Raw genomic sequence first — 26,664 nt, forward strand, 5'->3', positions numbered from 1 at the left:
TTAAATAGGGGTTTTGAAGTCTTTTGGTGAATATTAAATGTTAATCTAAAAGATGGAGGTTGCTGTGATGTTGAAACTGTTTCAATATAACTGGCAAGTTCGTGATGATTGGTTTACATTGTGCGAAGACATGCCGGATGAAGAACTATTAAAGAAACGAGTCGGTGGGTTCGGCAGTATCCTACATACCTTATTTCATATTGTAGATGTGGAATATATGTGGATCTTAGGTTTGCGCGGTGAACCAGTGCCCGATGAGCCATTGTTTGAAGAGTATGCCAGCTTACAAAAAGTGAAAAATCTTTCAGCTCAATACCACGAGAAAGTGAAGCCATTTGTGACATCTTGGACAAATGAAATGGATTCTCGGAAACTTTCAGAAACTGATTTCACTGAAGAACCGATTAGCTCTAGAGACGCACCAATTAGGCGCCGAGTCATTGAATGTACACACGGAGAGATAATACGTCATGTCATTGTCCACGAAATCCACCATATCGGCCAGTTATCTATATGGGCACGTGAAATAGGAAAGGGGCCTGTTTCCGCAAATTTGAGAGGAAGAGGGCTATTCGATAATTAGACTGCCTTTGCCAATTTCGCATTTAACAACGTAGTGTAAGTTCCATCTTTATTTTAACGAAAAGACAATCTTTGACCTTCTAAATTATTTTAGAAGGTCTTTATTTGTGAAAACGATGAAAAATATAGAAGAAACTGCAATTATTTATAAAAAAATGTGTCTAAAATATTGTCATATTTGCTTCTTTAAGATATCCTTTTCATGAAGAGGTGGAAAACATGGAAAAAGTACTAGTTTTCGGGCATAAAAACCCAGATACAGATGCAATTTGTTCTGCAATTGCTTATGCAGAATTGAAAAAAGAATTAGGAATGAATGCTGAGCCTGTACGATTAGGCGAAATCAGCGGTGAAACTCAATTTGCGTTAGATTATTTTAAAGTAGAAGGACCGCGTTTTGTTGAGACAGTTGCAAGCGAAGTGGACAACGTTATTTTAGTTGATCATAACGAGCGTCAACAAAGTGCTAACGATATCGAATCTGTTCGTGTGTTAGAAGTTATTGACCATCACCGTATTGCTAACTTTGAAACAAGCGATCCTATATACTACCGTTGTGAGCCAGTTGGTTGTACAGCTACAATCTTAAACAAAATGTACAAAGAAAATGGCGTTACAATTCGTAAAGAAGTTGCAGGTTTAATGTTATCTGCAATCATTTCAGATTCTTTACTATTCAAATCTCCAACTTGCACAGAGCAAGACGTAGCAGCAGCTCGTGAATTAGCTGAAATCGCTGGTGTAGATGCAGATAGCTACGGCTTAGAAATGCTAAAAGCTGGTGCTGACTTAAGCGGAAAAACAATGGAGCAATTAATCTCTCTTGACGCTAAAGAATTCCAAATGGGTAACGCGAAAGTTGAAATCGCACAAGTAAACGCTGTTGATACAAACGACGTTCTTGTACACCAAGCGGAACTTGAAAAAGTTATCTCTGCAGTAGTAGAAGAAAAAGGTTTAGACCTATTCTTATTCGTTGTAACTGATATCTTAACTAACGATTCTGTAGGTCTTGCGATCGGTAAAGCAGCAAACGTTGTTGAGAAAGCTTACAATGTATCTCTTGAAAACAACACAGCTACATTAAAAGGTGTTGTATCTCGTAAAAAACAAATCGTACCAGTACTAACAGAAGCATTCCAAGCTTAATATTATTGAATACGGATAAACAGAAAGGACAAGTAGTCAGATTGGCTACTTGTCTTTTTTTATAGAACTACAGATTTACTTAATGAAAGGGAATAAAAAAGGATAGCGATCGCTATCCTCCTAACCGTTTATTCATAAGACCGCTTCTTGTTTATATAAAATGAAACAATAGCAACAATAATGAAAATAGGTATTGCGTACGCTTGCCCAATAAATAACTTCCATCCCACAGAATTATAGCCGTCAGATGCTGGAATGATAATTGCGATGATACAAACAATAATATAAGCTAATAATGCTGGGAGTATATTTTTCATATTTATTCACCTCCTATTAACGTTACATTTATATATTATACTATCGGATAGGAATTAGAAGATTAAGTGTGCTTGATTTTACGAAATCTTAACAAATTCATTAAAGGATGAGGTATATGCATGTTGTATGCAAGTGACTTTAGTACGGTGTGTTTATGTAATACAATATATGTTTAATCGACAGTTCTAAAAGAAATCAAACTGAATATGGGATATAATGTAATTTAATCTTTCGAGATTATTATATAGTATTTTGCAAAAAAAATGTACTGAAAAATTAATATTTCATAAGTAAGATAGAAACGAGGTACGAAATAACGATGAAAAGGCTATGCATAATTCCATGTGGAAAAAAGAAAATATGGGATAAATACCCATATTATGGAAAGGTAGAGGCAAAAGACGTATATATTAGCCCGTTCGGAAAAGCATGTCAGGCGTACGCGACTGAGTTTTTTGAGAACTGGGTTATCTTATCAGCGAAGCATGGGTTTTTAAGACCAAATGATATTGTACAAGAAAACTATGATCTTGCATTTGATTCTAAAAGTAATGAGATTATTAGTATTGAACAATTACAAAAACAGATGGTTGAAAAAGATTTACTTCAGTTTGGTGAAATCGTTTTACTTGCAGGAAAAAAGCATAAAAAAGTAGTGACGAAGTTATATCCAGAAGAAATCATTACATATCCGTTAGAAGGATGTAAAGGGATTGGGTATATGTTGCAGAGTTTGAAGAGGGCAGTGCAGGAAGGAAAGGAATTATAGTTTTGGTTTACTCTTTTTGATTGGTCACATTTTAATAATCTTTTCAAGTTCGTCAGATATTGACTTATCCATACTCGGTAACACGTGAGAGTATAATATCGAGCGTTGTTTTAATTGAACTATGCCCCAAGCGTGATGATATTTGATGGATAATTACATTGACTAATAAAAAGAAGAACGTTTATCCTCACTGCAAGGCGTTCTTCTTTTTTATTTTATTCTTCGTCTTCAAAATCGCGTAAGTTATCCAACAATTCTGCGGAAAATGAATAAACAGGATAAGTGGATTCTTCCATTTCCTCTTCTTCGTGGGAATTGAATTGTTTTCAACCCTAGAAAATGTAGGAAATATTGTAATCCGATTTCTACAGCCATTAAAAGAATGTAGGCAAAATTTTAAACGGTAAGAGCAAAAAGACAAGCTATGAATATGATAATAAAAAAAGGGAGATTTTGAATAATGGGTTACATTGTAGATATTTCGAAATGGAATGGCGATATTAACTGGGATGTAGCAGCACCACAATTAGATTTCGTAATTGCACGTGTGCAAGATGGTTCAAATTATGTAGACCCTCTATATAAAAATTATGTACAAGCGATGAAAGCGAGAAATATTCCATTTGGTAACTATGCATTCTGTCGCTTCGTTTCAGTAGAAGATGCAAAAGTAGAAGCTCGTGATTTTTGGAACCGTGGAGATAAGAATGCTACAGTTTGGGCTGCAGATGTTGAAGTTAAAACAATGGATGATATGCGAACAGGTACGCAAGCTTTTATCGACGAATTACGCCGGTTGGGTGCTAAGAAAATCGGTTTATATGTTGGTCATCATATGTATGAGCCTTTCGGCATGGCAAATGTGAAATGTGACTTTGTATGGATTCCGCGATATGGAGGCAATAAGCCGGCATATCCGTGTGATATTTGGCAGTACACGGATACAGGGAATGTTCCTGGCATCGGTAAATGTAATCTCAATTCACTCATAGAAAATAAACCTTTATCGTGGTTTACTGGAACAGTACAACAACCAGTGCAAGTACAAGTAAATAAACAAAATATCATCCAATCTGGCGCTTTTTCACCTTATGAAACTCCTGATGTTATGGGAGCGTTAACGTCTTTAAAAATGACAGCTAAGTTCATTTTACAATCGGATGGATTAACATATTTCATTTCTGATCCAACTTCAGACACGCAACTTAATGCAATGAAAGATTATCTTGAACGTAAAAAATGGTGGTATAAGGAAGTGTAGTGATTAGAGTTTGCATCTATAGAGCATGTTCCACACAGAAAATATAATAGAATTTCCTTCGAAATTTATCCTTCTATATGTATAAAATCTAATAAAAAAGAGTACTTCAAAGTACTCTTTTTTATTACTAATTTATATTCCATCTTGAATTGATTTTGTTTCAATTTCCCATGTATCTTTCTTTTTAATTTTTATAGATACATAAGTTCCGTTTGATGCTTGATAAAAGATATAACCATTGTTTGATTTCACATATGTTAATGGTTCACCAATGCAATCTCGCGAACAAGCTGTATTAATAAGCTCGATTAATGATAGTTCACTTGGATCGGTTTTACTCGCATCTATAACGGTATCAAGGCTCGTTTTACGGTAACCTTGTAAGTTTACATGAAAGTTCTGTTCAATTTCTCCTGTAATGCTAGTATTCATTACTTCAACTGAATTTTTCTTTTCTTGAAGAAATCCATTTTCATAAAGGAATTTTGTGTATCCAAGCCATGCGATTAAAACTACCATGAAAAACATACCAGATATTTTAAGTCTTCGGATCCGTTTACTTACAATTGTTTCTGAGTATTTCATTCAGTCTAATCCTCCAATGTTTTTAATTTAAAGTATGCTTGGGTACATATATTTAGAAGAGGGGGAAAGTTAACGAGCTATTGATTAAAAAAAGAAAGCATCTGAAGTAGATGCTTTCTTTTTTTAGTTTCCATTACCTGTTAGTTACTTGTTTCATAAGCGGTCTTATTTCTTTAACAGGTGGTTTTTTATCATAGGCATCAACGTAGGAAAAGTAATAATTTAAGTTCCTAAGAAGACCTTTCCCTATTTTTGCGCTTAAGAAGGGGAATACTTGTCCAGTATAATCATCGAGAGATTTACAATAGTATTTTTCATCTAAATATATACTGTATTTACATGTTAGTTCTACTAATGGATTGCCTTCATCATCAAATACTTCCTTAGAATCAATAATGTCTATTAATGCAAATTTTTCATTCAGATAAACTTTCTTCTTTTTCTCGTGTTTATTTGTGAGGATAAATACGAGACCAATGGCGTTAATCAAACTATTTCCTCCTATAAAAAACGGATATTAATAAAATATATCGATATAAACTAAATGTAAAGAGGAGAGGTGAAATATCATTGCTAGAAAGTTTTATAAGCCGATTTGTTTTTTCAAATCGGCTTATTTTTATTGAAATACTTGTGGGAATTGTTTTACGATTGCGTCTGTTATCATGTCGGCCATTTCTAATGCTTCTTTTTCAATTTTATCGTACAGTTTTACACTTGCATCAAAATCTTTATTTAGAAAGGCAAGTGCCTCTGCTTTCGTTAGTGCTAAATGCTCATAAAACATTTTTCTAAATTCTTCTTTTTCTATATATGGGTTGATGCTGTTAAGAAACTCAACAATTTCATCACCATTAGCGTACCATTTTTTCTCTATAGCGGCAGCTGCATTTTGATCACCAGCTTTTGCGGCTTTAACAAGATCAGCTGCGATGACTAAGTGGTCTTTAATTAAGGCACTATATTTTTTCACTGCATTCTCACCATAGAATGGTTCAAGTGATAGTCCCATATGTGTTGCGTTTTGTAGAAGCCGTCCAACTGTAACGTTAACATCTGGTAAATTAAAGACGATGCTTATAATAGCTAATCTCGTCCAAGCGACGTGTTGTTCCCATAAAGAACGCATATAACCTTTTAAAAAGTTTTCGTTTTTACTAATTCGATAATTACGTGCGGATATATCAAAGTTTACATAAGGGTTATGATAGGGGGAGTAATACGATTGCCAATAAGAATACATAAATAGTAACACTCCTTTGAACATGTATAACTCAAAGTATGATAAAGATTTATTTTTAGTTACGTGTCCTAGATTATTTTTAGGAAATTGATATGGAGAAATTTAATGAATGGTGTTGTGGTATATATAAATAAATTGAATGCAAAGTAAAAGAGGCTCTGCAAGGGAAGTTGCAGAGCCTCAAAAGGGTATTGCCGAGATGTCGGACTCGACTACGTAATATTACCATAAAATTATTTTGAATAAAGCTGGTAAATCTGTCCAAATGGATGATTTAACACTTTAATAAAGTGAAAGGGAGCTGCTTCCCGCGGCAGCCCCCTTTCACTAGATAATGTTGATGAGCAAAAACTCATCTGGAGTACTTTTATAGTAACAAGTAAAATTCGATTTGTGTATTGAGAAATATGAATTGCTTTCGTGAATATAACAAATTTGTATGATACTTTTTTCGATTCTAATTATTTGCTTTGGCTGAAAAGAGGCTCTAAAATAATTATACTTGCTGAGTTAGGTTGTAGGACATATAGAGGATAATATTGAGAAAGTTTTGTGATAGTCATATTTTAAGTGATAATATTATCGTTTAAAAAGGCGAAACAGGAAATTAAATAGCGTTTTGTAAGAAAATAATGGCTGATATTTGTAATAAGATTCATATTTCCATGCGTCATTATTTGGAAATTCAAGTTGTTCACTTTTAGTTTTAATTTTGCTAGAATGATTTTTCATTTCCATAACCTCCTCAAATTATATGTACATCATTTATATATTTGATAAGGCTATATAAAATCTCTCCTTAGAACGTTTTGAATAATTCATGTTCTCCACATTCATCACTTTTATGATATATAATATAAATAGATGAAAGATAAAGAAAAGCAGGTGAATCTTTTTTGTTTACAAAAGCACAAGAACTTTTAGCGTCTTATTTCGGTTATTCGTCATTCCGAAGAGGACAAGATGAAACTATTAAAAATGTTTTAGACGGGAAAGATACCGTTTGTATTATGCCTACGGGCGGTGGTAAGTCAATTTGTTATCAAATTCCCGCATTAGTATTTGAAGGAACGACGTTAGTAATATCGCCTTTGATATCACTTATGAAAGATCAAGTAGATACATTAATACAAAATGGTATTTCCGCTACATATATTAATAGTTCTATTTCTATTACAGAAGCGAATCAACGAATCCAATTGGCGAAACAAGGACATTACAAGTTGCTTTATGTGGCGCCTGAGCGCCTTGATTCTATGGAATTTGTTGATCAACTTATCGATATGAAAATCCCAATGATTGCGATTGATGAGGCGCACTGTATTTCGCAGTGGGGTCATGATTTCCGTCCAAGTTATTTACATATACATCGCATATTAGATTATCTTCCAGAAAAACCACTTGTTTTAGCATTAACAGCAACAGCAACACCACAAGTGCGGGATGATATTTGCAATACGCTTGAAATTAATCAAGAAAATACAATTATGACAACGTTTGAGCGTGAGAACTTATCGTTTTCAGTAATTAAAGGACAAGATCGAAATGCATATTTAGCAGATTATATTCGCCAAAATCAAAAGGAATCTGGGATTATTTATGCGGCTACAAGAAAAGTAGTCGATCAATTATATGAAGATTTAAGAAGAGCAGGAGTTTCGGTATCGAAATATCACGCTGGTATGAGTGATCATGATCGAAATGAGCAACAAGAACTCTTTTTACGAGATGAAGTGAGTGTCATGATAGCGACATCTGCATTCGGAATGGGTATTGATAAATCGAATATTCGTTACGTTATTCATTATCAGTTGCCCAAAAATATGGAAAGTTACTATCAAGAAGCAGGACGTGCTGGTCGTGACGGATTAGATAGTACATGTATATTGTTATATTCTTCTCAAGATGTGCAAGTACAGCGCTTTTTAATTGATCAATCAACAGGAGAATCGCGTTTTTCAAATGAACTAGAAAAATTGCAAAATATGACCGATTACTGTCATACAGAACAATGTTTACAATCATTTATTTTGCAATACTTTGGAGAAGAGCCGAAGGAAGATTGTGGGCGCTGCGGTAATTGTACAGATGACCGTGAAAGTATAGATGTGACGAGAGAGTCACAAATGGTACTATCTTGTATGATTAGAACGAACCAACGATTCGGAAAGCAAATGATTGCACAAGTATTAACTGGGTCGAAAAATAAGAAAGTCATTGAATTTAATTTTCATACTTTGCCAACGTATGGTCTTTTATCAAACCGTAGTGTAAAAGAAGTCAGTGAGTTTATTGAGTTTTTAATTTCAGAAGAGTTAATTGCAGTTGAGCACGGAACTTATCCGACATTAAAAGTAACAGAAAAAGGGAAAGAAATATTACTTGGGAAAGAGAACGTTTTACGAAAAGAACGAGTAGAAACGAGACAAATTGTTCAAGATCATCCTTTATTTGAAGTGCTTCGTGATGTGCGTAAAGAAATTGCACAAGGAGAAGGTGTTCCTCCGTTCGTTATTTTCTCTGACCAAACATTAAAAGATATGTGTGCAAAAATGCCACGAAATGATTCCGAGCTTCTTACTGTAAAAGGAATTGGGGAACATAAACTTGTGAAGTACGGTTCTCACTTCTTACAAGCAGTTCAGCACTTTATTGAAGAAAATCCAGATTATGCTGAAACGATTAAGACAGAAGTTGTTACAGAGCGTAAAAAGTCTGGAAAAGCTTCAGCAAATTCTCATTTAGAAACGTATGAAATGTATAAACAGGGCATTGATTTAAGTGAAATTGCGAAAGATAGAGGTCTATCAAGACAAACGATTGAAAACCATTTAATTCGCTCTTTTGAAGATGGTATGGAAGTGAATTGGCAAAGCTTTGTTCCAGCAGAGTATGAATCTCTTATTGAAACTGCTGTACAAAATGCAGAAGGTGGTTTGAAATCTATTAAAGAACAACTTCCAAATGAAGTGAGTTACTTTATGATTCGTGCATATTTACAAATAAGAAAGTAAATACATATAAAGGGGATTTGGATATATGCATCATGTTTTCGTTTATGGCACGTTAAGAAAAGGGCAAACGAATGCTCATTATATGCAAGGTGCAACCTGTATCGCAGAAGAGGCTTGGGTGTACGGTAAGCTTTTCGATACAAATGAAGGATATCCTGCAATGATTTGCTCAAACGAGGAAAAGGTATATGGGGAAGTTTACGAAGTAAATGATGATGTTTTGCAAAAGTTAGATGAACTTGAAGAATACACAGGCAATACAGAAACGGATTTATATGATAGAATCACGCAAACAGTGTATGTTGCTGATAGAGAAATACACGCGTATGTGTATATTGCCCGGGATAAAGAGATGTTAAAGAAAATTATTGATTCTGGGGATTGGCTCATGTATCAAAAGTATAATTAAAGCAGCTAGCGATAAAAATTGGAAAGCAGATAATGGAATCATTCATTAACTGCTTTTTATTGTGTTTTCAGTTGAATTTCTCATTTTTATATTCCTATAAAAAGAATAGCGTTTTTTTGCTATATGGATACAAATTTACATTATCTTGATAATAATAATAGGGAGAGAATCTATTATGTTTAATCAATAATATAATGACACAATTGACAAAACATACATCAGTGTTATAATGATACATTGTTATCTAGGTAACAAAATAGCGTTTTTTACGATAAGGATGTGAAATTATGAAACAAAATAATGAACAAATAAATGAAAAGAATACAAAAATTAAAGTTGAACGTGTGCAAACTGGAATTAGGATGGAAAAAAGAATGGTAAAAGTTTTGAAAGCAATGGCAGAATATCATGATATTTCACTTGGCGTTCTTCTTGAAAGGATCGTTCTACATTCTTTTGAAAACAAACCTGTGTTTAGCGATGAAAGTCTTGAAAAAGTTAAAGCTATAAAAGAAGTTTACGATATGGATTATGGCCTAGAAATAAGTCGTAAGTGGAATGATTCGGATAACTAGAATATTAATAATACCATTTAGTTTTTATGTAAAAGGTTTATGAAATATAGAAATGAAAATAAAGTATCAGGAGCGATAGTAAATGAAATTCAGTACATTAACTATATTTGATAATTACCCCGATCAATTATCTCGAACACCTAGACAATTCTATAATGAGGTATTAGAGCAAGCCGTTCGGGCTGAAGAAGTGAATTTTGATGGGGTATGGTTTGCAGAACATCATTTCTCAGATTTTGGTATTAATCCTTCTCCAGCAGTTTTGCTCGCTGCGGTATCTCAAAGAACGAATAGAATTCGCCTCGGCGTGGGTGTTTCAGTACTTCCATTACACAACCCTATACGAGTTGCTGAAGATTATGCGATGGTTGATCTTTTATCAAACGGAAGATTAGATTTAGGGCTAGGCAGTGGATATGCACAGAAGGAATTTGATGGCTATAATATTTCATTGGAGGACAAAACTGAACGTTTTAACGAGTCTCTAGAAGTGCTACGTAAGGCATGGTCAGGCAAGATTTTTTCTCATCAAGGGAACTTTTATCAATACAAAGACCTTAAACTTAATGTTCAGCCCATACAAACTCCTTTTCCGCCTCATTGGATTGCAACCTCTAGTGAAACAGGTGTTAGTCATGTTGCTAGTGTGGGAAACAATTTCATGGGGCTTGGGTTTAGTAAATCACGAGATGAATTAGCAAAGCTGATTGATACTTACAAGAATACGTATGTAAAGTCAGGACACGGTAATCCAGAGGAGCTGGAAATCCCTGTTGCATTTCATGTCCATGTTGGTGAAACATATGCAGAGGCTGAATCCAATGCAAAAGGTCCTTATCAACTATTTATGAATACTCCGCGTGGGACGAATATTTCATATGAAGACTTCAAATGTAAATTTAACCCAGTAATAGGAAGTCCTGATGAAATTATTAAACAAATTCAGTCCTACAGAGAAATAGGTGTTACGAATTTGATGGCAGTAATGAATTTTGGTGGACTAGAACATCATAAAGTGCTTTCATCTTTAGACTTATTCGGTAAGTATGTAATTCCTGCATGTAAGTGAAAAATTGATTGGTCCCCCAAAAAAAATGAATGTGATTCTCATAAATAAATATAGAGAAAAAATTTGCTTTGAGGATACTTCAAAATCTTAGCTGATGGGTATGGGCTTATCCCTACCTTTTCTTTATTTTGGAAAATTCTCACTTAAACTATTGACTTTATGATTGTGTTTTTTATAGAATTATATCTCGACTGAAAAAATTGGAACGGACAGGAGGGAATCATCAAATGAGTAACATATTTGAAGAAGAATTACAGATAATGAAAGATATTTTATGTACGATGGATGAGCAATTAGAGCAGCTTGAAAAAATCCCGGTTTATTATGGAGAAGATTTTAAAGAGCAAATTCTTGAAAGTATGAGGGAGTCTAATAGACAAAACTTACGTATCGGTGTGCAAGAGCCGTACTTTGGAAGATTAGACTTCCAGGAGGATGGCAAAGAAGATGTTATGCCGATTTACATCGGTAAAGTAGGTGTTTCAGATAAAGATACGATGAAACCGATGGTTATTGATTGGCGAGCACCTGTTGCAAGTATGTTTTATTCATTTACCGGTGGAGAAGAATTAGCGTTTTATCATTCACCAGACGGATTAGTAGAAGGCGATGTTTATTTAAAAAGAAATATTTCCATTCGAAAAAGAGAGCTTGAACGTGTTGTTGATACATATGTGAAAGGGAATGAAGATGTATCGCATGCTGATGATTTTCTTCTATATCGATTAGGTGAGAATAAAGATAATAAATTAAAAGATATCGTTTCGACTATACAATCAGAGCAAAATGATATTATTCGTGCGGAAAGAAACTTACCATTATTAATTCAAGGGGTTGCAGGGAGCGGAAAAACAACGATCGCTTTACATCGCCTTGCTTTTTTAATTTATGAATACCGTGAACAACTAGAAGCGGAGAGAATGATCGTATTCGCTCCAAACAGTTTGTTTTTAGACTATATTTCGAGCGTACTTCCTGAATTGGGGGTAGGAAACATTAGTCAAACGACGTTTCCAGATTGGGCGTTACGTACGTTAGAGGGTTCGGTGAAACTAAAGCAGACAGAAGAAAAATTGAAAGAAGCCTTTTCAATTAATCGTGATGAAAAAAAGGTTATGCTAGGTAAGTTTAAAGGCACGCTTGAATTTAAGTCATTCATTGAAGAGAGAATGGTTCAATTTGAAAAAGAATTAGTACCGACGAAAGATTTTGAGGCATGGGATAAAGCAGTTATTCCAGTGGAAGACGTTAAAAAATGGATGCAAGTTGAATATAAACATTATCCATTAAAGAAAAGAAGAGAACGTTTAGTCGGCCGTATGAAGCGCTGGATTGAAATTGAACTTAAAAAGTTTGGAGAAACAAACGAGAAAAAGTTACTAAAAAAAGAAGCGACAAAGAGATTGAACACATATATGAATTTTTGGCCAAAGATGAGCCCGCTTTCACTATACAGTTCAATGTTGAAAAGTAAAGAAATACTCGACGTATTACCTGAAGAATTAGTGCAAGAAACAGAAAAGAATTGTCGTAAAAAAGAAGTGTATGTAGAAGATTTGCCTGCTTTAATTTATATACATCATCGCATAACAGGTATTGAAATCGGACAGAAGTTTCATCACGTCGTTATTGATGAAGCGCAAGACTTCTCACCATTCCAAGTTTATGTACTAAAAGAAATTACACTAGGTAATTCTTTCACTATATTAGGTGATTTATCGCAAGCGATTTATGATTATCAAGGAATTGAAGATTGGAACGCTTTTAAGGAAGTCTTCCAAGAAACAGGTTATTATGAACTGACGAGAAGTTATCGTTCGACAAAAGAAATTATTGAATTTGCGAATGAAATAATAAAGAATGCGGAAATACCAGTAGGACTTGCTACACCTGTTTTCCGTAGTGGTGAAGAAGTAAAGGTAATTCATGCAGAGGATCAATTTACTGAAATTTTGAAGACATTACAGCATTTGCAAAATGAAGATGTGAAAACAATTGCAGTAATTGGAAGAACGGATGAAGAGTGTCGACAAATGTATGAAAAATTAACAAATGCAGGATTGACTGTTAACGTCATTGAAGCAGATCAAAGTAAATACGAGGGTGGTATTTCGGTAGTGCCTGTCTACTTAGCAAAAGGGCTAGAATTTGATGCTGTACTTCTAATTGATGTTGATGATGAACATTACAAAAATACAAAACATGATGCAAAGTTATTATATGTTGGATGTACGAGATCTCTTCATGATTTATGGATTTTCCATGGCGGGGAAGCATCACCTTTAATTAAGGGATTAAAATAAATAAAAAATTCAAGAGGACTTTCTAGTAATGAAAAGAAAATCCTCTTGTTTTTCTATATAAAGATAGGGGAGAGAATGAGTATGATTACAAAAGTAATAACCAAAAGAAATTGGGAAGTCGCAAAAACAACTGGAGAAATTAATGAGGCATCACTTAATGAAGAGGGATTTATTCATTGTTCATTATTAGACCAAACTTTAAAAGTTGTTCAAAAACATTTTAATCATGAAGAAGAGGTTTTATTACTTACAATAGATCCATCTCTTGTAAAAGCAGAAATAAAATATGAACTTGCTTCAAACGGTCAAGAATACCCGCATGTATATGGAGTAATCAATGTTGAGGCGATTGTAGAGGTTGTCCCATTTCCTAAAGAAAAAGGAGAATATATATTACCAAAGGTACAAAGTTAAGAATGTTATAGGTATTTAAGTTAGCTAGAAAAGCACAAATCATATAGTTTGTGCTTTTAATTATGTATTTTTTTGGTAAATAATCATTGTTTTTGTCACACTAATACTGTACGATACATAGTATAAAACATATACTGTATGACATATAGTAATGGAAATGAGGTGAATAAATGGATGCTTTATTAAATTCGTTAATTACTGAGCTAAGAAGAGGGACATTAACATTAGCGGTTTTAAGCCAATTAAGAACACCGCAGTATGGATATTCACTGGTCCAATTATTGGAGCAATCGGGGATTATAATTGATCAAAGTACTTTATATCCACTACTTCGCCGTTTAGAAAAACAAGAGCTAGTGACGAGTAGTTGGGATAAAACAGAGAGTAGACCTCGTAAATATTATGTTTTAAGTGAATATGGATTAGAGATATTCTTGCAGTTGAAAAAGGAATGGATAAAGGATTCGAAAGAACTTTATAATCTATTAAAGGAGGAGGACGAAAATGAGTTTAATTGATATTTACGTCCATGAAGTTGCGAAGAGATTACCCGAAAAAAATCGTGAAGATATTACACTTGAACTACGGTCAACGATAGAGGATATGTTACCAGACGATTATAATGAGGATGATGTGAAGGGCGTACTCGAAAAATTGGGAAGTCCAGTTTCATTAGCTAATGGCTATTTGGATAAACCGATGCATTTAATTGGACCACGTTATTTTGATGTATATACGACGTTATTAAAAATGATTATACCAATTGCAGCTGTTATTGCACTTATTTCAATGGTTGCAGAAAATTTTATAGGCTATAATGGTGATCAAGCGGTATTAAATGTTATTTTAAAATTGATAGGTAAAGGCATTGGGGAAATTGTCGAAGTAGGCATCCATGTATTTTTCTGGTTGACACTTGTATTTGCTGTTATAGAAAGAACTGATAAAGAAAAGGATCCACACCCATTAACAAAAAATTTTAAAAAATGGACGCCAGATGATTTAAAAAATATTTCGTATATCCCGAAGAAAAAGGCGATCTCAAAGTTTGAAGTTTTTGGAGGTTTAATGTGGACGGCAATATGGGCTACACTTTACTTTTATGCGAATCATCTTGTAGGCGTATATAATGATACGGCAAATGGACTGAAGTTTGTCGCACCAACTTTTAATCAAGATGTTTTACTTCAGTACTGGCCGATCGTTGTAATAATGATCGTTTTCGAAATCGGTATATCTCTTTATAAGTTAGTGCAAGGACAATGGACGCAAAGAGTGGCAATTGGGAATGCTATTCTTCAGGTAGCTGGAACAATAGTATTCATTGTAATTGTAGTAAATCCGCATTTATTTAACGAAGGGTTTATTACGTATGTGGCAAATGTGTTTACTATTTCCCCAGAGGAATTTAAAACGTGGTTAATCGGCGGTGGAATTTTCTTTTACACGTTGTCTGCTGCGATAAATATATTTGATGGTTTCCGAAAAGCTAGAATTCGTACGTGGAAATAAATCGGAAAATTCGGTAAAATAAAATCATTTAGAAGATAAGCATAATGAAAGGAAGAAAACAATGATAAGGGAAGCAACTAAAAGAGATTTAGCATATATTTTAGATATTTATAATGATGCGATACTTTACTCAACAGCTGTGTATGCATATAAACCTGTAACCCTTGAAAATAGAATAGATTGGTATGAACAAAAAAAGGCTGACGGTTATCCAATTTTCGTATACGAACTAGATAATAAAGTAGTAGGATTTGCGACATTCGGTCCATTTAGAGCTTGGCCTGCTTATAAATATTCAATTGAGCATTCTGTGTATGTTGATAAAGAATATAGAAAAAATGGGATTGGGACTTCTTTAGTGAAAGAACTAATAACAATTGCACAGGAAAGAGAATATATGACTTTAATTGCTGGGATTGATGCAGAAAATGAGAAAAGTATTGCCTTGCATGAAAACTATGGATTTGTTTATGCAGGCACAATTAAAAAGGCAGGTTATAAGTTTAATAAATGGCTAGACTTAGCCTTTTATCAATTGGAGCTTAATGGACCTGAAAATCCTAATGAGAAATAGATATATCAGTTATGCGAAATAATTTTTTAAAAAGATAGTGTGAAGAACTTTCATACTATCTTTTTCTTTTTGTGTTCAAGAATATCATTTAACAAATAAAGGGTTTTTACATTCTATATCGAATTTTCAGAGGGTGATAAAATGATATAGAAAGAGGAATGAATATGGAAATTGTCATACGAAAAATAAAAGAAATACAAACTGGCCAAGTCGGAATACTCGTTTATTCAACAAAGAATGGAAATATAGTTGCTTCCCATAACAATGAGCTATATGTTCCGTTAGCATCAGCAGCAAAAGTAGCAATTGGATTTGTAGTAGCAAAAATGGTAAAGGACAAACAAATTAGTTGGAATGATACACTTCATCACATTAAGTTTAATCCAAATGAGGATAGTGAGCAGTTATATCCTCATTTACAGGGAAGAAATACATTAACACTTAATAAAGCGGTTGAAGTGATGATAGCTTGTCACGACAGTTATATTGCTAAGTCAATTGTTATGTATTGCGGAGGATGGGATACTGTCAGAGAATATATTTCAACATACTTTTCGAAGATTCATATACAGGAAAATCCTAGAGATGAGCAAAATGTAGGAGAGTTAAATCAAGTTCTTTCACTTTTAGTACATATATTTCAAGGTTACAAATCAGAACCAGTAGTATGGGAGCCAATTATTAACGGAATGGTAAGACAGCAAGGCGAATATGAAGGAATACCTTCATATCATTTAGCTCATATGACAGGTGGATTGCTCACAGCTACAATAAATATTGGTATAATGGGAATGTTTCATGAATTCCCGTTCCTTTATGTTATTGGGGGGGAAGATTTACCTAATCGACTTGAAAATAAAGATGTTGATGAAACTATTACAACAGCTTTGAAATACATATACAAAGAATATAGTGAAAGCATGTTAGGGGTGAACGATTGAAAAGAAACTTAAAAACTTCAACAATCATCATTTTAATTTTAATAATTATTGCTTTGGAAGCTGGAATCGCACTATATGATCGTACTTTATCATTAGATACAATTTACTTTGCCGCGATTCTTATTTGTATTGTATTGCTTTTTGGCACTCGTGTTTCTGAAGAGAGAGAAAGTACATCGAAACAGAGACGAAGACAAACAGCTCTTATATTTTGGCCATCTATTTTATTATTAATTGCTAGTTTTGCAGTTATAAGTTATGTAAGAATAGGCTATGTCTCTGTACCAGGGATAATTGGTTTCTCATGCTTTATTACATATGGTGGATTTGTATTTATTAGTATTTTAAAGAAAAGAAAGAAAAATTAAATGTAGCTTACTAAGAGGAAAGGACGATATATATGAAACATATAGAGGGTGGTACTCGCAACGAAGGAGAATACATAAAAAATAAAGTAATCCAATATAACATGTCTATCTTAACAGATGAAGTAAAACAGCCGATGGAACAAGTAAGTTTTGTAGTGAAGGATGAAGAAGGGGAAATCTTTAGTGGTGTAACAGGTACAATGTATTTTTATCATCTACATATCGATTTTTTATGGGTTGATGAATCAGTTCGTCATGACGGATACGGCAGTCAATTGCTACATAAAATCGAAGAAATTGCGAAGGAAAAAGGATGTAGATTAATATTATTAGATTCATTTAGTTTCCAAGCACCAGAGTTTTATAAAAAGCATGGCTACCGAGAATATGGTGTTGTTGAAGATCATCCGAAGGGGCATAGTCAACACTTCTTAGAAAAGAGATTATAATAATATTATGTATACTAATTAATAGGAGAAGAAAAATGTACACATATAAGTTTCAACATGAACAACCGATTTGTGCAGGGAAAATTAAGCAGCTTTATGATTCTGTCGGTTGGTGGCCAGAAAGAGAAGAAGTCGATATTGAAAAGATGTTAAAGAATAGTATAGCAATTGGAGTATGGGAAGAAAATGAATTAATTGGATTTGCTAGAGTTGTTTCTGATGGTATTTTTAGAGCATACATAGAAGATGTTGTCGTACATGAAAGTGTAAGAAATAAAGGCATTGGAGAGAATATGCTTACAATGTTACTTCGAGAGGTATCTCATATTGATATTGTTAGTCTATTTTGCGGAGAAAAACTCATAAAGTTTTATGGTGAACAGCAGTTTAAAGCGACGAAGCAAATTGTGATGCATCGTAATCAAATTGTGAAAGAATAAGAGGTGCCAGTAAGAATGAATGCAACGAGAGAGTATTGTTTATCAAAAAGAAAAGCGACAGAAGATTCTCCAGATGGCTGGAGTGCCACTTGTATGAGGCTCAATAATAAAATATTTGCGATATTGAATCATGAAGAAGGTGAAAAAGCTGCGATTACATTAAAATGTGATCCAGAACTCGCATTAAGAATAAGAGAAGATTATCCAGAAACAATTATTCCGGGGTATCATATGAATAAAAAACATTGGAATACCGTGTATATACATAAGGATGTAGAACAAGAGCAAATTAATAAAATGATTGATTGGTCGTATGAATTAGTACTACAATCATTTTCAAGGAAAAAGCAGCAAGAGTTATTGGATTAAATACAAAGTGAAGTCGGACATAAATAGCTAGTAAAATGATTATATTTTACTAGCTATTTATAGTTTTACATTATATATTAGGAGATTTTGAAATGAATACGAATCGAAATAGATCACTATATGCAGTGTTTACTGTCGTTGTTATTATTTTAGGTCTTAGTTCAAGAAAGTTTGCTTTTGCGTTACCTGATTTGTTAAATGATTATTTAGGTGATGCTTTATGGGCATTAATGATTTTTACTGGATTTGGATTTTTGTTTCCTAAAATAGAAACGAAGAAATTAGCTATTATTAGTTTAATATTTTGCTACGGGATTGAAATTAGCCAGTTGTACCATGCGGAATGGATAGATAGCATTCGTGCAACGACTTTAGGTGGACTCGTATTAGGTTACGGGTTTTTGTGGAGTGATTTAGTGGCTTATACAATTGGTGTTGGAGTGGGAATGTTTTGTGAGTGTATGTTACGGAAGAAATAATTGATTTTAAAAAGGAGCCCTTTATGAAAAAAATCATATTAATTGGTTCTGGTGGTTCAGGAAAATCTACATTGGCAAAGCAGTTAGGAAATAAACTAAATATTAAGGTGCATCATCTTGATGCACTATTTTGGAAACCGAATTGGGAAGGTGTTCCGAGAGAAGAACAAATAACAGTTCAAAAAAACTTAATTAAAGATGAGAAGTGGATTATTGATGGGAATTACGGCAGGACGATGGATATAAGACTGAATGCAGCGGACACAATTATCTTCCTTGATATTCATAGAACAATTTGTATTTATCGCGCTTTTAAAAGGATGATCCAGTATCGAAATAAAACAAGACCAGATATGGGCGCGGGATGTGAAGAAAGGTTTGATTTGCAATTTTTCAAATGGATATGGGAATATCCTAATGCAAAACGACCTACAATTTTAAAAGGATTGGAGAAATTGTCGGAAGAGAAAAAGGTAATTGTTTTAAAATCTCCAAATGAGGTTCGGAAGTTTTTAAATCACATACAATAATAGATTGTGACGTAACAAACCTTTGTGGATATTACCGATTAGTTTAATAAAACTAATCGTTTTTTATTATGATAAATTTAATATTTTCTACAAATTGCATATTGTTATGAGTACATCCTTATTAATCTATGTAAAATGAATGTTTGGAGGAATAGAAAATGGCTAACGATTTAATTCAAATGATCGATTCATTAATGATTAATATTCCAGCAGGAGAGGTAGTATTAAGAGATGATCGAATAAAAAAAGAATGGCAAGTTCAAATTAAACCATTTCTTCTTGCAAAGTATGTTGTAACGATGGAAACATATTATGCTATTACGAATAGTACAGCAAATAATAATAAAGATAATCATAAACCAGTTGTAAATATTTCATGGAATGATGCAGTTGCCTTTTGTAATTTACTTTCTAAAAAAGCGGGATTAACAGAGTATTATTCCATTAGTGATGACGACCAAAAGGTTAGTTGTAATGTAGAGTCCAAAGGCTACCGATTACCTTCTGAAGCTGAGTGGCAATATGCATGTAAAGCAGGGACAACGGGATATACGTATGGGGAACTTCAGAAAATAGCATGGTATAATGAAAATTCAGAAGGACAGATTCATGAGATCGGTAAAAAAGAACCGAATGCATGGGGACTTTATGATATGTTAGGGAACGTTTGGGAATGGTGCTATGATTTGTATGATGAAAAAGTGTATGGATCGTACCGGATTTTTCGTGGAGGCAGTTGGGCTGAAGCTGCTAGAGGTTGCGGAGCTACTTGTCGCCGTCGTAGCCATCCTACATTTCATATAGATGATCTCGGTTTTAGACTTGCTAGGTCAATTTAGCAGGAAAATGATACATATAACAACGTAAAGAGTATGGAAAGTATCCATACTCTTTATAACATAGAAATTTTTAAATTTAAGGAGTGTTTTTAATGGCACGTGTTTTATTCATTAACGCTGGATCAGAAGGACATATAAATCCAACATTACAAGTTGTAGAGGAACTGATTTCCCGTGGTGAAGAGGTCGTTTATTTTTCAATAGAAGCTTTCAGGGAGCGTATTGAGAAGACAGGTGCTACTGTACAAACGATTGATGATCAAAAATTTTTAAAAGCGTTTCTTTCCGGTGGCCGAAATTATTTACAAGAAAGAATTAATGGCCTTCTACATACAGCGGATATTGTAATACCAAGCGTTCTGGAACAAATTGAAGGGGAACATTTTGATTATATGATTCATGATTCTATGTTTGGATCGGGCCATCTAATTGCTCAAATTCTTAAACTTCCAGCAATTAATTCATGCACATCTTTTGCACAGGGTGAAAAATCATTTAAACAAATGTTAGACCATCTTTCTAAAAATATCCCGCTGGAAATTCAGGATAGAATACATAATGATTTTCAAAACTTAACAAAAGGAATTGCAGAGAAATATGGTGTTGAAATAAAATCACCATATGAAGTTTTTTGTAATCCAGCACCACTCACTATTGTGTATACAATTAAGGAGTTCCAACCTTTTGGTGATACGTTTGATGAAACATATAAATTTGTAGGCCCATCTATTTCTGCACAAGTAAAAAATGAAGACTTTGATTTTACTTCAATTGAAGAAAAAAGCCTGATTTATATTTCTCTAGGTACTGTTTTTAATGAAGCGCTTGATTTTTATAAACTTTGTATTAAGACGTTTGAAAATAGTGGGCATACAATAGTTATGTCCGTTGGCAATAAAACGAAAATAAGTAATTTAGGTGATATTCCGAAAAACTTCATTGTGAAAAATTATGTACCACAAACTGAACTTCTAACATATACGAAATTATTTATTACACATGGTGGGATGAATAGTACGCATGAAGGATTATATAACGGGGTTCCACTAGTTGTAATTCCGCAAAGTGCAGATCAGCCAGTAATTGCAAAGCAAGTAGCAGATCTTGGAGCAGGAGTTAAATTACATATGAAAGAATTAACCGAGGAGCAACTACGTGAAAGTGTAGAGCTAGTATTAAAGACTCCTTCATTTACAGAAGCTGCTTTAAATATGAAGGAGTCTTTCCGAAAATCAGGTGGTTATAAGCAAGCTGTTGATGAGATTTTAAAGTTTAAAAGTAAATATGATATTTAATTCAAAGCTTAATTTTATATAAAAACAAGTGTCTATACTACATGGTATAGGCATTTTTTTATAAATATATTAACAGTTTCGTGTTATATAAAGTGGAGAATTACACTCATTTAAGTTAATGGATGGGTGGTGTTAGCCATTTAAATCACCACTTTTTTGAATATAAAACAAAAATTCTTAATAGTAAGACGAAAAGTTGAATTCCTGTAATCATTCCGTATTTCGCTTTATAATGATAAAATGGTATTTTGTGGTCATAAAATTGTATTATCATATTGAAATACTATTTAAATTAAGCGATGTAAAGGAGTAATAAGAATATGGAAGAGGAAAATAATTTTTCAATAAAGAAAATGTGGAAGATAACTAATCCTTCTAAAATTCATTTTATCTCAGGATTAATATTATCTATTGTTTCAAGTGTAATTTCATTGATCATACCTTTATTAATAAAGGATATAATGGATGAACTTTCAAATGGTATATCTTTTGGTTTAATAAGTCAAATTTCTATTTTGTTAATTTTAGAAATAATTTTTTCAGCATTTTCTCTTTATCTACTATCTAAAGTAGGGGAGGAAATAGTGAAAAACTTGCGTGAAAAACTTTGGGAGAAGTTTTTAAAATTACCTGTAAAATATTACAATGATAATAAATCTGGTGAGATGGTAAGTAGAATAACTAGTGATACTACTGCAATAGTGAATATTATTTCATCTGAAATTGTTGATTTAATCACGAGTTGTATAACGTTAATACTTTCTTTAATTATTTTATTTACGTTAGATGTTCCAATGACATTGGTTTTGATTTTAGTAGTACCGATAACCCTTTTTATTGTAATTCCTTTGGGAGAGAAGGTATATGACCTTTCTTTTCAAGAACAAAATAAAATGTCTCAGTTGACGGCTTATTTATCACAGACCCTTTCTGAAATAAAGCTTGTGAAATCTTATAATACTGAATTGAAAGAAACGGAAAATGGAAAAAAACATTTTGAATTTCTTTATAAGAATGGAATAAAGAGGGCTAAACTTAATTCTATATTAACTCCAGTTTTAGGGACATTTACTACTATAGTTTTAATTGGTGTAATAGGTTTTGGTGCCTGGAGAGTAGATCAAGGTCTTATTAGTTCTGGTGAGTTAGTAGCGTTTTTATTGTATTTGTTTCAAATTATGTCTCCCTTTATACAAATGAATCATTTCTTAACGAGTTTTCAAGAGGCAAAAGGATCTATGAAAAGATTATTTGACATTTTAGAAGAAGAAGAGGAAGTTCAAGTTGTTACTAAAGCATGTATTGGATCTCCAGCACAATTAGAGTTTAAAGATGTTTCTTTTGGTTATGATGAAAAAGAAAATGTTATTGAAGACATTTCTTTTAAAATTAAGAAAGGATCTTTAACAGCACTAGTTGGACCAAGTGGTTCTGGAAAAAGTACGATATTTTCGTTAATAGAAAGGTTTTATGATCCAACTAATGGAGATATTTTATTAGATGATGTATCCTATAAAAATATAGATGTAGAAGAATGGAGACAGAAATTTAGTTATGTTTCGCAAGATACTCCAATTTTTTCAGGTACAATTAGAAATAACATTTTATATGGAAAAAATGATAAGGTTACAGATGATAAATTGATAGAGATCGCAGCATTTGCAAATGCACATGAATTTATTGCTGGTTTATCGGATGGTTATAATACGGCGGTAGGAGAAAGAGGTAATCAACTTTCGGGTGGACAAAAACAACGTATTGCAATAGCTAGAGCTTTAATGCGTGATGCTGATTTCCTGTTATTAGATGAGGCTACAGCAAATCTAGATTCTGATTCAGAAAAACAAGTACAAAAGGCTATAAATACATTAATTCATAAACAAACAACTTTTGTAATAGCACATAGATTGTCTACTATAGTAGATGCTGATCAAATTATTGTATTAGAGGATGGTAGAATTACAGGTTTTGGAACTCATGATGAGTTATTAAGTAATCATGAGTATTATCAAAAAGTTATCAAACAGCAATTCGAAAGACAATAATTTTCAAATCAATGCAGGTTTAAAAGGGAAATTAATAATCCATTACAGTGAAGAATATGATAGGTTTTATGAAAGAGACGAATAGGGTACAGAAAGGGTATTATATGAATCCATAATGTAGATGCATATAATACCCTTTTTATTACGTCAATACTTTTGTCATAAGAATATGAGGAATACCATCTTCCATAAACATATCAGAAGAAGTTTGATAGCCTAATTTCCCATAAAATCCTTCCGCTTGTGTTTGACCATGTAATTTCACTTTTGTTGCATCTTTGTTTCGGGCAATCTCTTCTAATGCTTGAATAATTACTTTACCTAGTCCATATTTACGGTAGTCTTTTAAAATACAAATTCGCTCTAATTTTCCAGTGCCTTCAACAAATCGTATACGGCCTGTACCTACAGGAATCTCATTATAATAAACTAAAATATGTTTACATTCCTCGCCGATTTCATCGAATATATCGAATTCATCTGTAAGAGGAACACCTTGTTCTTTTACAAATACTTCTTTTCGAATATGAAAGGCAGTTTCTAAATCTGTAAGTTCTGTTATGAGTTTGGATTGCAAAATGTTCAGTCCTTTCTAGTGCGATATGAATGTGTTTTCATAGTATATCATATTGTAACGTAATAGTAGAAAAAGGCTGACTTTTATTAGTCAGCCTTTTAACTCTTTTATGCCGTTTTCTGTTCCAATAATCGCTTTACTCGTCATATCTATAAACAATCCTGTTTCAACTACACCAGTAATCATTTTTAATTGATCGTGTAAATTGGCAGGATTAGATATATGATTAGGGAATACACAATCAATAATGATGTTATTGTTATCGGTTATAAAGGTTTCATTATTTTTTAAACGTAATGTTGTTTGACACCCTAAAGATTGAATTTTATTTTCAGTTTGTTTCCATGAAAAAGGTGTGATTTCAACAGGTAGCGGAAATGCACCTAAATGTGTAACGATTTTCGATTCATCAGCTATAATTATTAGTTCTTTAGAGGAGGAGGCAACGATTTTTTCGCGAAGTAATGCACCACCGCCGCCTTTTATTAACTGTAAATTCGAATCAATTTCATCAGCTCCATCGATTGTAAGGTCCAGAGTTTGTATGTCATTTAAGGAAATTAGCGGGATGTTTAGTTGCTGTGCTAATACTTCGGTTTCTTTTGATGTAGGTACAGCTTGAATGGATAAACCTTCTTGTACAAGTTTTCCTAACCTTTGTATCATCCAGTATACGGTAGAGCCTGTGCCAAGTCCAATTTTCATATTGTCTTGCACAAAGTCAGCGGCGTATTCGCCAGCGAGCTGTTTTAAATTCATCACTTTACTCCGCCGGACGTGGTCCAGCATCAAGACCTGAATTTTCAACGGTAAGTACCGGACGAACGACTATATCTTTATGTACGCGCATTTGACACGATAAGCGTAAATGATCTTCAATTCCTTTTTCCGTAATCGCATTTTTTTCATTTGCGCTCGCTTCCAAGAAATCACCCGCTATAATTTCTACTCTACAAGTTGTGCAACGTGCTTTTCCGCCGCAACGATGGAGAATATGTACACCGTTATCTTCAATAGCTAATACTAACTTTGTTCCTTCTGTCACATCAAAAGTTCCAGCACCTTCAATTGTTAATTTTGGCAAATTTGTTCCTCCTCACGTAAAATTGTACATAACATATTTATGACCGCGAATTATCGAACATAAACATTATTTTTTTATAAGCCCCGTAACTTTTTCGTTTAATCAATCGTTTATTAAGTAAGCGCTGAAAAGGAGTGGTTATTTTGTGCACAAAAATAACTCAGGTTTTAAATAATCATATCGATATGAATCATTCAAATATAAATTTTTTAATTGAAAATCATGCAGAGTTAAAAAGATACTGTATGTTTTTAACGAAAAACAAATGGGACGGTGAAGATCTCGCCCAAGAAACAGTTTGTAAAGTTCTTCAAAAATACGATAATAAAGATATTTGTATGACGCTTCTATATAAAATAGCCAGAAATCGTTGGTTAGACCAGATGAAGTCGAAATCAGTTCATGAAAAAATAAAGGAACAAATTACTTTTGAAGAACCACACCAAAAAATTGCAGATTTGCATGAAATGGTAGGGAAAGTATTATCTTCATTAAATGTACAACAATCCGCAATTTTATTATTAAAGGATGTTTTTCAATATAGTATCGCTGATATTGCTAAAGTATGTTCTGTATCAGAAGGAGCAGTGAAAGCTTCTTTATTTAGGAGTAGAAATAGATTGAAAACTGTAAGTGAAGAAGGAATTGAGATAGTCGAATACACAGATGATATTGAAATTGTAGTAACATCTATTCGTGAAGAAAGGCCGGAATTGTTAACAAAGCTTCTTCCAACAATAGATTTTACTAAGTTACCATCTAAGCAGCCAGTCTTACTATTTGGTGCGAAAAAGCCTTCTTCCTACAGTTGTATGCTTTGCGCGGCATAACAATTATTGGAGGGATTAAAAATGAATACAATTCCATACGTCGTAGAACAAACGAAATTAGGAGAACGTTCCTATGATATATATTCAAGGTTATTAAAAGACCGCATTATAATGATCGGTTCAGAAATTAACGATCAAGTAGCGAGTAGTGTAGTGGCTCAATTATTATTTTTAGAAGCAGAAGACGCGGAGAAAGACATATTCCTGTATATTAATAGTCCTGGCGGTTCAACGACAGCAGGTTTTGCGATATTAGATACGATGAATCTAATTAAACCGGATGTGCAAACACTTTGTATGGGATTTGCGGCGTCATTTGGTGCATTGCTATTATTATCAGGTGCAAAAGGAAAACGGTTTGCGCTGCCTAACAGTGAAATTATGATTCATCAACCGCTTGGTGGTGCGCAAGGGCAGGCAACTGAAATCGAAATAACAGCAAAAAGAATATTAAAGTTGAAGCATGATATTAATCAAATGATTGCAGAAAAAACAGGCCAGCCGGTTGAAAGAGTAGCACATGATACAGAAAGAGATTATTTTATGACTGCAGAAGAAGCGAAGGAATATGGGATTGTAGATGATGTTGTTACGAAAAAATAAGATAAAACAGGCTAGAGGATATGCTAATTCTCTAGCCT

Annotated in this window: 32 protein-coding genes; 25 read left to right on the forward strand and 7 right to left on the reverse strand. The window is 33.4% G+C overall.

Going from position 1 to position 26,664, the window contains the following annotated elements:
* Positions 1-67: 67 nt before the first annotated feature.
* Positions 68-583, forward strand: coding sequence for a DinB family protein (locus MR065_RS08360; protein ID WP_242213276.1), 516 nt, complete (start codon positions 68-70; stop codon positions 581-583).
* Between the two features lie 218 nt (positions 584-801).
* Positions 802-1,731: a manganese-dependent inorganic pyrophosphatase gene (gene ppaC, locus MR065_RS08365; RefSeq protein ID WP_000416871.1), complete on the forward strand. Its 930-nt coding sequence runs from the start codon at positions 802-804 to the stop codon at positions 1,729-1,731.
* A 128-nt stretch (positions 1,732-1,859) separates the two neighbouring features.
* Here the strand turns inward: ppaC and MR065_RS08370 are convergent, their stop codons facing one another.
* Entirely contained in the window at positions 1,860-2,048 is a 189-nt protein-coding gene (locus MR065_RS08370) for a DUF4017 family protein (protein ID WP_242213277.1), read from the reverse strand.
* Between the two features lie 320 nt (positions 2,049-2,368).
* Between MR065_RS08370 and MR065_RS08375 the strand changes: the two genes are divergently transcribed.
* Positions 2,369-2,818, forward strand: coding sequence for a DUF6884 domain-containing protein (locus tag MR065_RS08375; RefSeq protein ID WP_242213278.1), 450 nt, complete (start codon positions 2,369-2,371; stop codon positions 2,816-2,818).
* A gap of 460 nt (positions 2,819-3,278) precedes the next feature.
* Positions 3,279-4,079: a GH25 family lysozyme gene (locus tag MR065_RS08385; protein WP_242213279.1), complete on the forward strand. Its 801-nt coding sequence runs from the start codon at positions 3,279-3,281 to the stop codon at positions 4,077-4,079.
* 132 nt (positions 4,080-4,211) lie between these two features.
* Here the strand turns inward: MR065_RS08385 and MR065_RS08390 are convergent, their stop codons facing one another.
* The 3 genes from MR065_RS08390 to MR065_RS08400 form a co-directional block, all read right to left on the reverse strand.
* The gene (locus MR065_RS08390) at positions 4,212-4,664 is read right to left on the reverse strand and encodes a hypothetical protein (protein ID WP_242213280.1); all 453 of its coding nucleotides are present in this window, start codon (positions 4,662-4,664) and stop codon (positions 4,212-4,214) included.
* 133 nt (positions 4,665-4,797) lie between these two features.
* The gene (locus MR065_RS08395; protein WP_000606231.1) at positions 4,798-5,154 is read right to left on the reverse strand and encodes a hypothetical protein; all 357 of its coding nucleotides are present in this window, start codon (positions 5,152-5,154) and stop codon (positions 4,798-4,800) included.
* Between the two features lie 129 nt (positions 5,155-5,283).
* The gene (locus MR065_RS08400; RefSeq protein ID WP_242213281.1) at positions 5,284-5,907 is read right to left on the reverse strand and encodes an acetylglutamate kinase; all 624 of its coding nucleotides are present in this window, start codon (positions 5,905-5,907) and stop codon (positions 5,284-5,286) included.
* Between the two features lie 896 nt (positions 5,908-6,803).
* Here MR065_RS08400 and recQ point away from each other — a divergent pair.
* From recQ to MR065_RS08495, 19 genes are all read left to right on the forward strand, one after another.
* The gene (gene recQ, locus MR065_RS08405) at positions 6,804-8,921 is read left to right on the forward strand and encodes a DNA helicase RecQ (RefSeq protein ID WP_242213282.1); all 2,118 of its coding nucleotides are present in this window, start codon (positions 6,804-6,806) and stop codon (positions 8,919-8,921) included.
* Positions 8,922-8,946: 25 nt separating this feature from the next.
* Positions 8,947-9,330, forward strand: a complete 384-nt coding sequence (locus tag MR065_RS08410; protein WP_242213283.1) for a gamma-glutamylcyclotransferase family protein — start codon at positions 8,947-8,949, stop codon at positions 9,328-9,330.
* Between the two features lie 287 nt (positions 9,331-9,617).
* A complete protein-coding gene (locus tag MR065_RS08415; protein WP_097903691.1) occupies positions 9,618-9,905 on the forward strand; it encodes a hypothetical protein in 288 nt (95 codons plus the stop codon).
* A gap of 82 nt (positions 9,906-9,987) precedes the next feature.
* Entirely contained in the window at positions 9,988-10,974 is a 987-nt protein-coding gene (locus MR065_RS08420) for an LLM class flavin-dependent oxidoreductase (RefSeq protein WP_242213284.1), read from the forward strand.
* Between the two features lie 227 nt (positions 10,975-11,201).
* A complete protein-coding gene (locus MR065_RS08425) occupies positions 11,202-13,277 on the forward strand; it encodes a HelD family protein (RefSeq protein WP_242213285.1) in 2,076 nt (691 codons plus the stop codon).
* Between the two features lie 81 nt (positions 13,278-13,358).
* Positions 13,359-13,691 (forward strand): DUF952 domain-containing protein, encoded by a 333-nt coding sequence (locus MR065_RS08430; protein WP_242213286.1) that lies wholly within the window; start codon positions 13,359-13,361, stop codon positions 13,689-13,691.
* 170 nt (positions 13,692-13,861) lie between these two features.
* Positions 13,862-14,209, forward strand: coding sequence for a PadR family transcriptional regulator (locus MR065_RS08435; protein WP_097903687.1), 348 nt, complete (start codon positions 13,862-13,864; stop codon positions 14,207-14,209).
* On the forward strand, positions 14,196-15,203 hold the full coding sequence (locus MR065_RS08440; protein ID WP_242213287.1) for an HAAS signaling domain-containing protein: 1,008 nt from the start codon (positions 14,196-14,198) through the stop codon (positions 15,201-15,203). Before MR065_RS08435 ends, MR065_RS08440 begins: the two co-directional genes overlap by 14 nt.
* A gap of 61 nt (positions 15,204-15,264) precedes the next feature.
* Entirely contained in the window at positions 15,265-15,777 is a 513-nt protein-coding gene (locus MR065_RS08445; protein ID WP_242213288.1) for a GNAT family N-acetyltransferase, read from the forward strand.
* Positions 15,778-15,941: 164 nt separating this feature from the next.
* Positions 15,942-16,718, forward strand: coding sequence for a serine hydrolase (locus MR065_RS08450; RefSeq protein ID WP_242213289.1), 777 nt, complete (start codon positions 15,942-15,944; stop codon positions 16,716-16,718).
* Positions 16,715-17,086, forward strand: a complete 372-nt coding sequence (locus MR065_RS08455) for a hypothetical protein (RefSeq protein ID WP_242213290.1) — start codon at positions 16,715-16,717, stop codon at positions 17,084-17,086. Before MR065_RS08450 ends, MR065_RS08455 begins: the two co-directional genes overlap by 4 nt.
* A 32-nt stretch (positions 17,087-17,118) precedes the next feature.
* Positions 17,119-17,535, forward strand: coding sequence for a GNAT family N-acetyltransferase (locus MR065_RS08460; RefSeq protein WP_242213291.1), 417 nt, complete (start codon positions 17,119-17,121; stop codon positions 17,533-17,535).
* 35 nt (positions 17,536-17,570) lie between these two features.
* Positions 17,571-17,975 carry a GNAT family N-acetyltransferase gene (locus MR065_RS08465; RefSeq protein ID WP_242213292.1) on the forward strand — a complete coding sequence of 135 codons (405 nt, stop codon included), beginning with the start codon at positions 17,571-17,573 and terminating at the stop codon, positions 17,973-17,975.
* Between the two features lie 15 nt (positions 17,976-17,990).
* A complete protein-coding gene (locus tag MR065_RS08470) occupies positions 17,991-18,344 on the forward strand; it encodes an MmcQ/YjbR family DNA-binding protein (RefSeq protein ID WP_242213293.1) in 354 nt (117 codons plus the stop codon).
* Positions 18,345-18,436: 92 nt separating this feature from the next.
* The gene (locus tag MR065_RS08475; protein WP_242213294.1) at positions 18,437-18,823 is read left to right on the forward strand and encodes a ribosomal maturation YjgA family protein; all 387 of its coding nucleotides are present in this window, start codon (positions 18,437-18,439) and stop codon (positions 18,821-18,823) included.
* A gap of 23 nt (positions 18,824-18,846) precedes the next feature.
* The gene (locus MR065_RS08480) at positions 18,847-19,353 is read left to right on the forward strand and encodes a DNA topology modulation protein (RefSeq protein ID WP_242213295.1); all 507 of its coding nucleotides are present in this window, start codon (positions 18,847-18,849) and stop codon (positions 19,351-19,353) included.
* A 158-nt stretch (positions 19,354-19,511) separates the two neighbouring features.
* On the forward strand, positions 19,512-20,192 hold the full coding sequence (locus tag MR065_RS08485; RefSeq protein WP_242213296.1) for a formylglycine-generating enzyme family protein: 681 nt from the start codon (positions 19,512-19,514) through the stop codon (positions 20,190-20,192).
* 92 nt (positions 20,193-20,284) lie between these two features.
* Complete coding sequence (locus MR065_RS08490; protein WP_242213297.1) at positions 20,285-21,487, forward strand: macrolide family glycosyltransferase; 1,203 nt, start codon at positions 20,285-20,287, stop codon at positions 21,485-21,487.
* A gap of 320 nt (positions 21,488-21,807) precedes the next feature.
* Positions 21,808-23,532 (forward strand): ABC transporter ATP-binding protein, encoded by a 1,725-nt coding sequence (locus tag MR065_RS08495; RefSeq protein ID WP_242213298.1) that lies wholly within the window; start codon positions 21,808-21,810, stop codon positions 23,530-23,532.
* A gap of 142 nt (positions 23,533-23,674) precedes the next feature.
* Here the strand turns inward: MR065_RS08495 and MR065_RS08500 are convergent, their stop codons facing one another.
* The 3 genes from MR065_RS08500 to MR065_RS08510 all read right to left on the reverse strand — a co-directional run bounded on the left by MR065_RS08500 (position 23,675) and on the right by MR065_RS08510 (position 25,193).
* Positions 23,675-24,109, reverse strand: coding sequence for a GNAT family N-acetyltransferase (locus tag MR065_RS08500; protein WP_242213299.1), 435 nt, complete (start codon positions 24,107-24,109; stop codon positions 23,675-23,677).
* Positions 24,110-24,199: 90 nt separating this feature from the next.
* The gene (rpiA, locus tag MR065_RS08505) at positions 24,200-24,868 is read right to left on the reverse strand and encodes a ribose 5-phosphate isomerase A (protein ID WP_242213300.1); all 669 of its coding nucleotides are present in this window, start codon (positions 24,866-24,868) and stop codon (positions 24,200-24,202) included.
* Between the two features lie 4 nt (positions 24,869-24,872).
* A complete protein-coding gene (locus MR065_RS08510; protein WP_098768542.1) occupies positions 24,873-25,193 on the reverse strand; it encodes a 2Fe-2S iron-sulfur cluster-binding protein in 321 nt (106 codons plus the stop codon).
* 143 nt (positions 25,194-25,336) lie between these two features.
* Between MR065_RS08510 and MR065_RS08515 the strand changes: the two genes are divergently transcribed.
* Positions 25,337-26,023 carry an RNA polymerase subunit sigma-70 gene (locus MR065_RS08515; protein WP_242213301.1) on the forward strand — a complete coding sequence of 229 codons (687 nt, stop codon included), beginning with the start codon at positions 25,337-25,339 and terminating at the stop codon, positions 26,021-26,023.
* 21 nt (positions 26,024-26,044) lie between these two features.
* On the forward strand, positions 26,045-26,626 hold the full coding sequence (gene clpP / locus MR065_RS08520; protein WP_242213302.1) for an ATP-dependent Clp endopeptidase proteolytic subunit ClpP: 582 nt from the start codon (positions 26,045-26,047) through the stop codon (positions 26,624-26,626).
* The last annotated feature ends 38 nt before the right edge of the window (positions 26,627-26,664 follow it).

Source organism: Bacillus cereus group sp. BfR-BA-01383 (assembly GCF_022663495.1).
Taxonomy (GTDB): domain Bacteria; phylum Bacillota; class Bacilli; order Bacillales; family Bacillaceae_G; genus Bacillus_A; species Bacillus_A cereus_AU.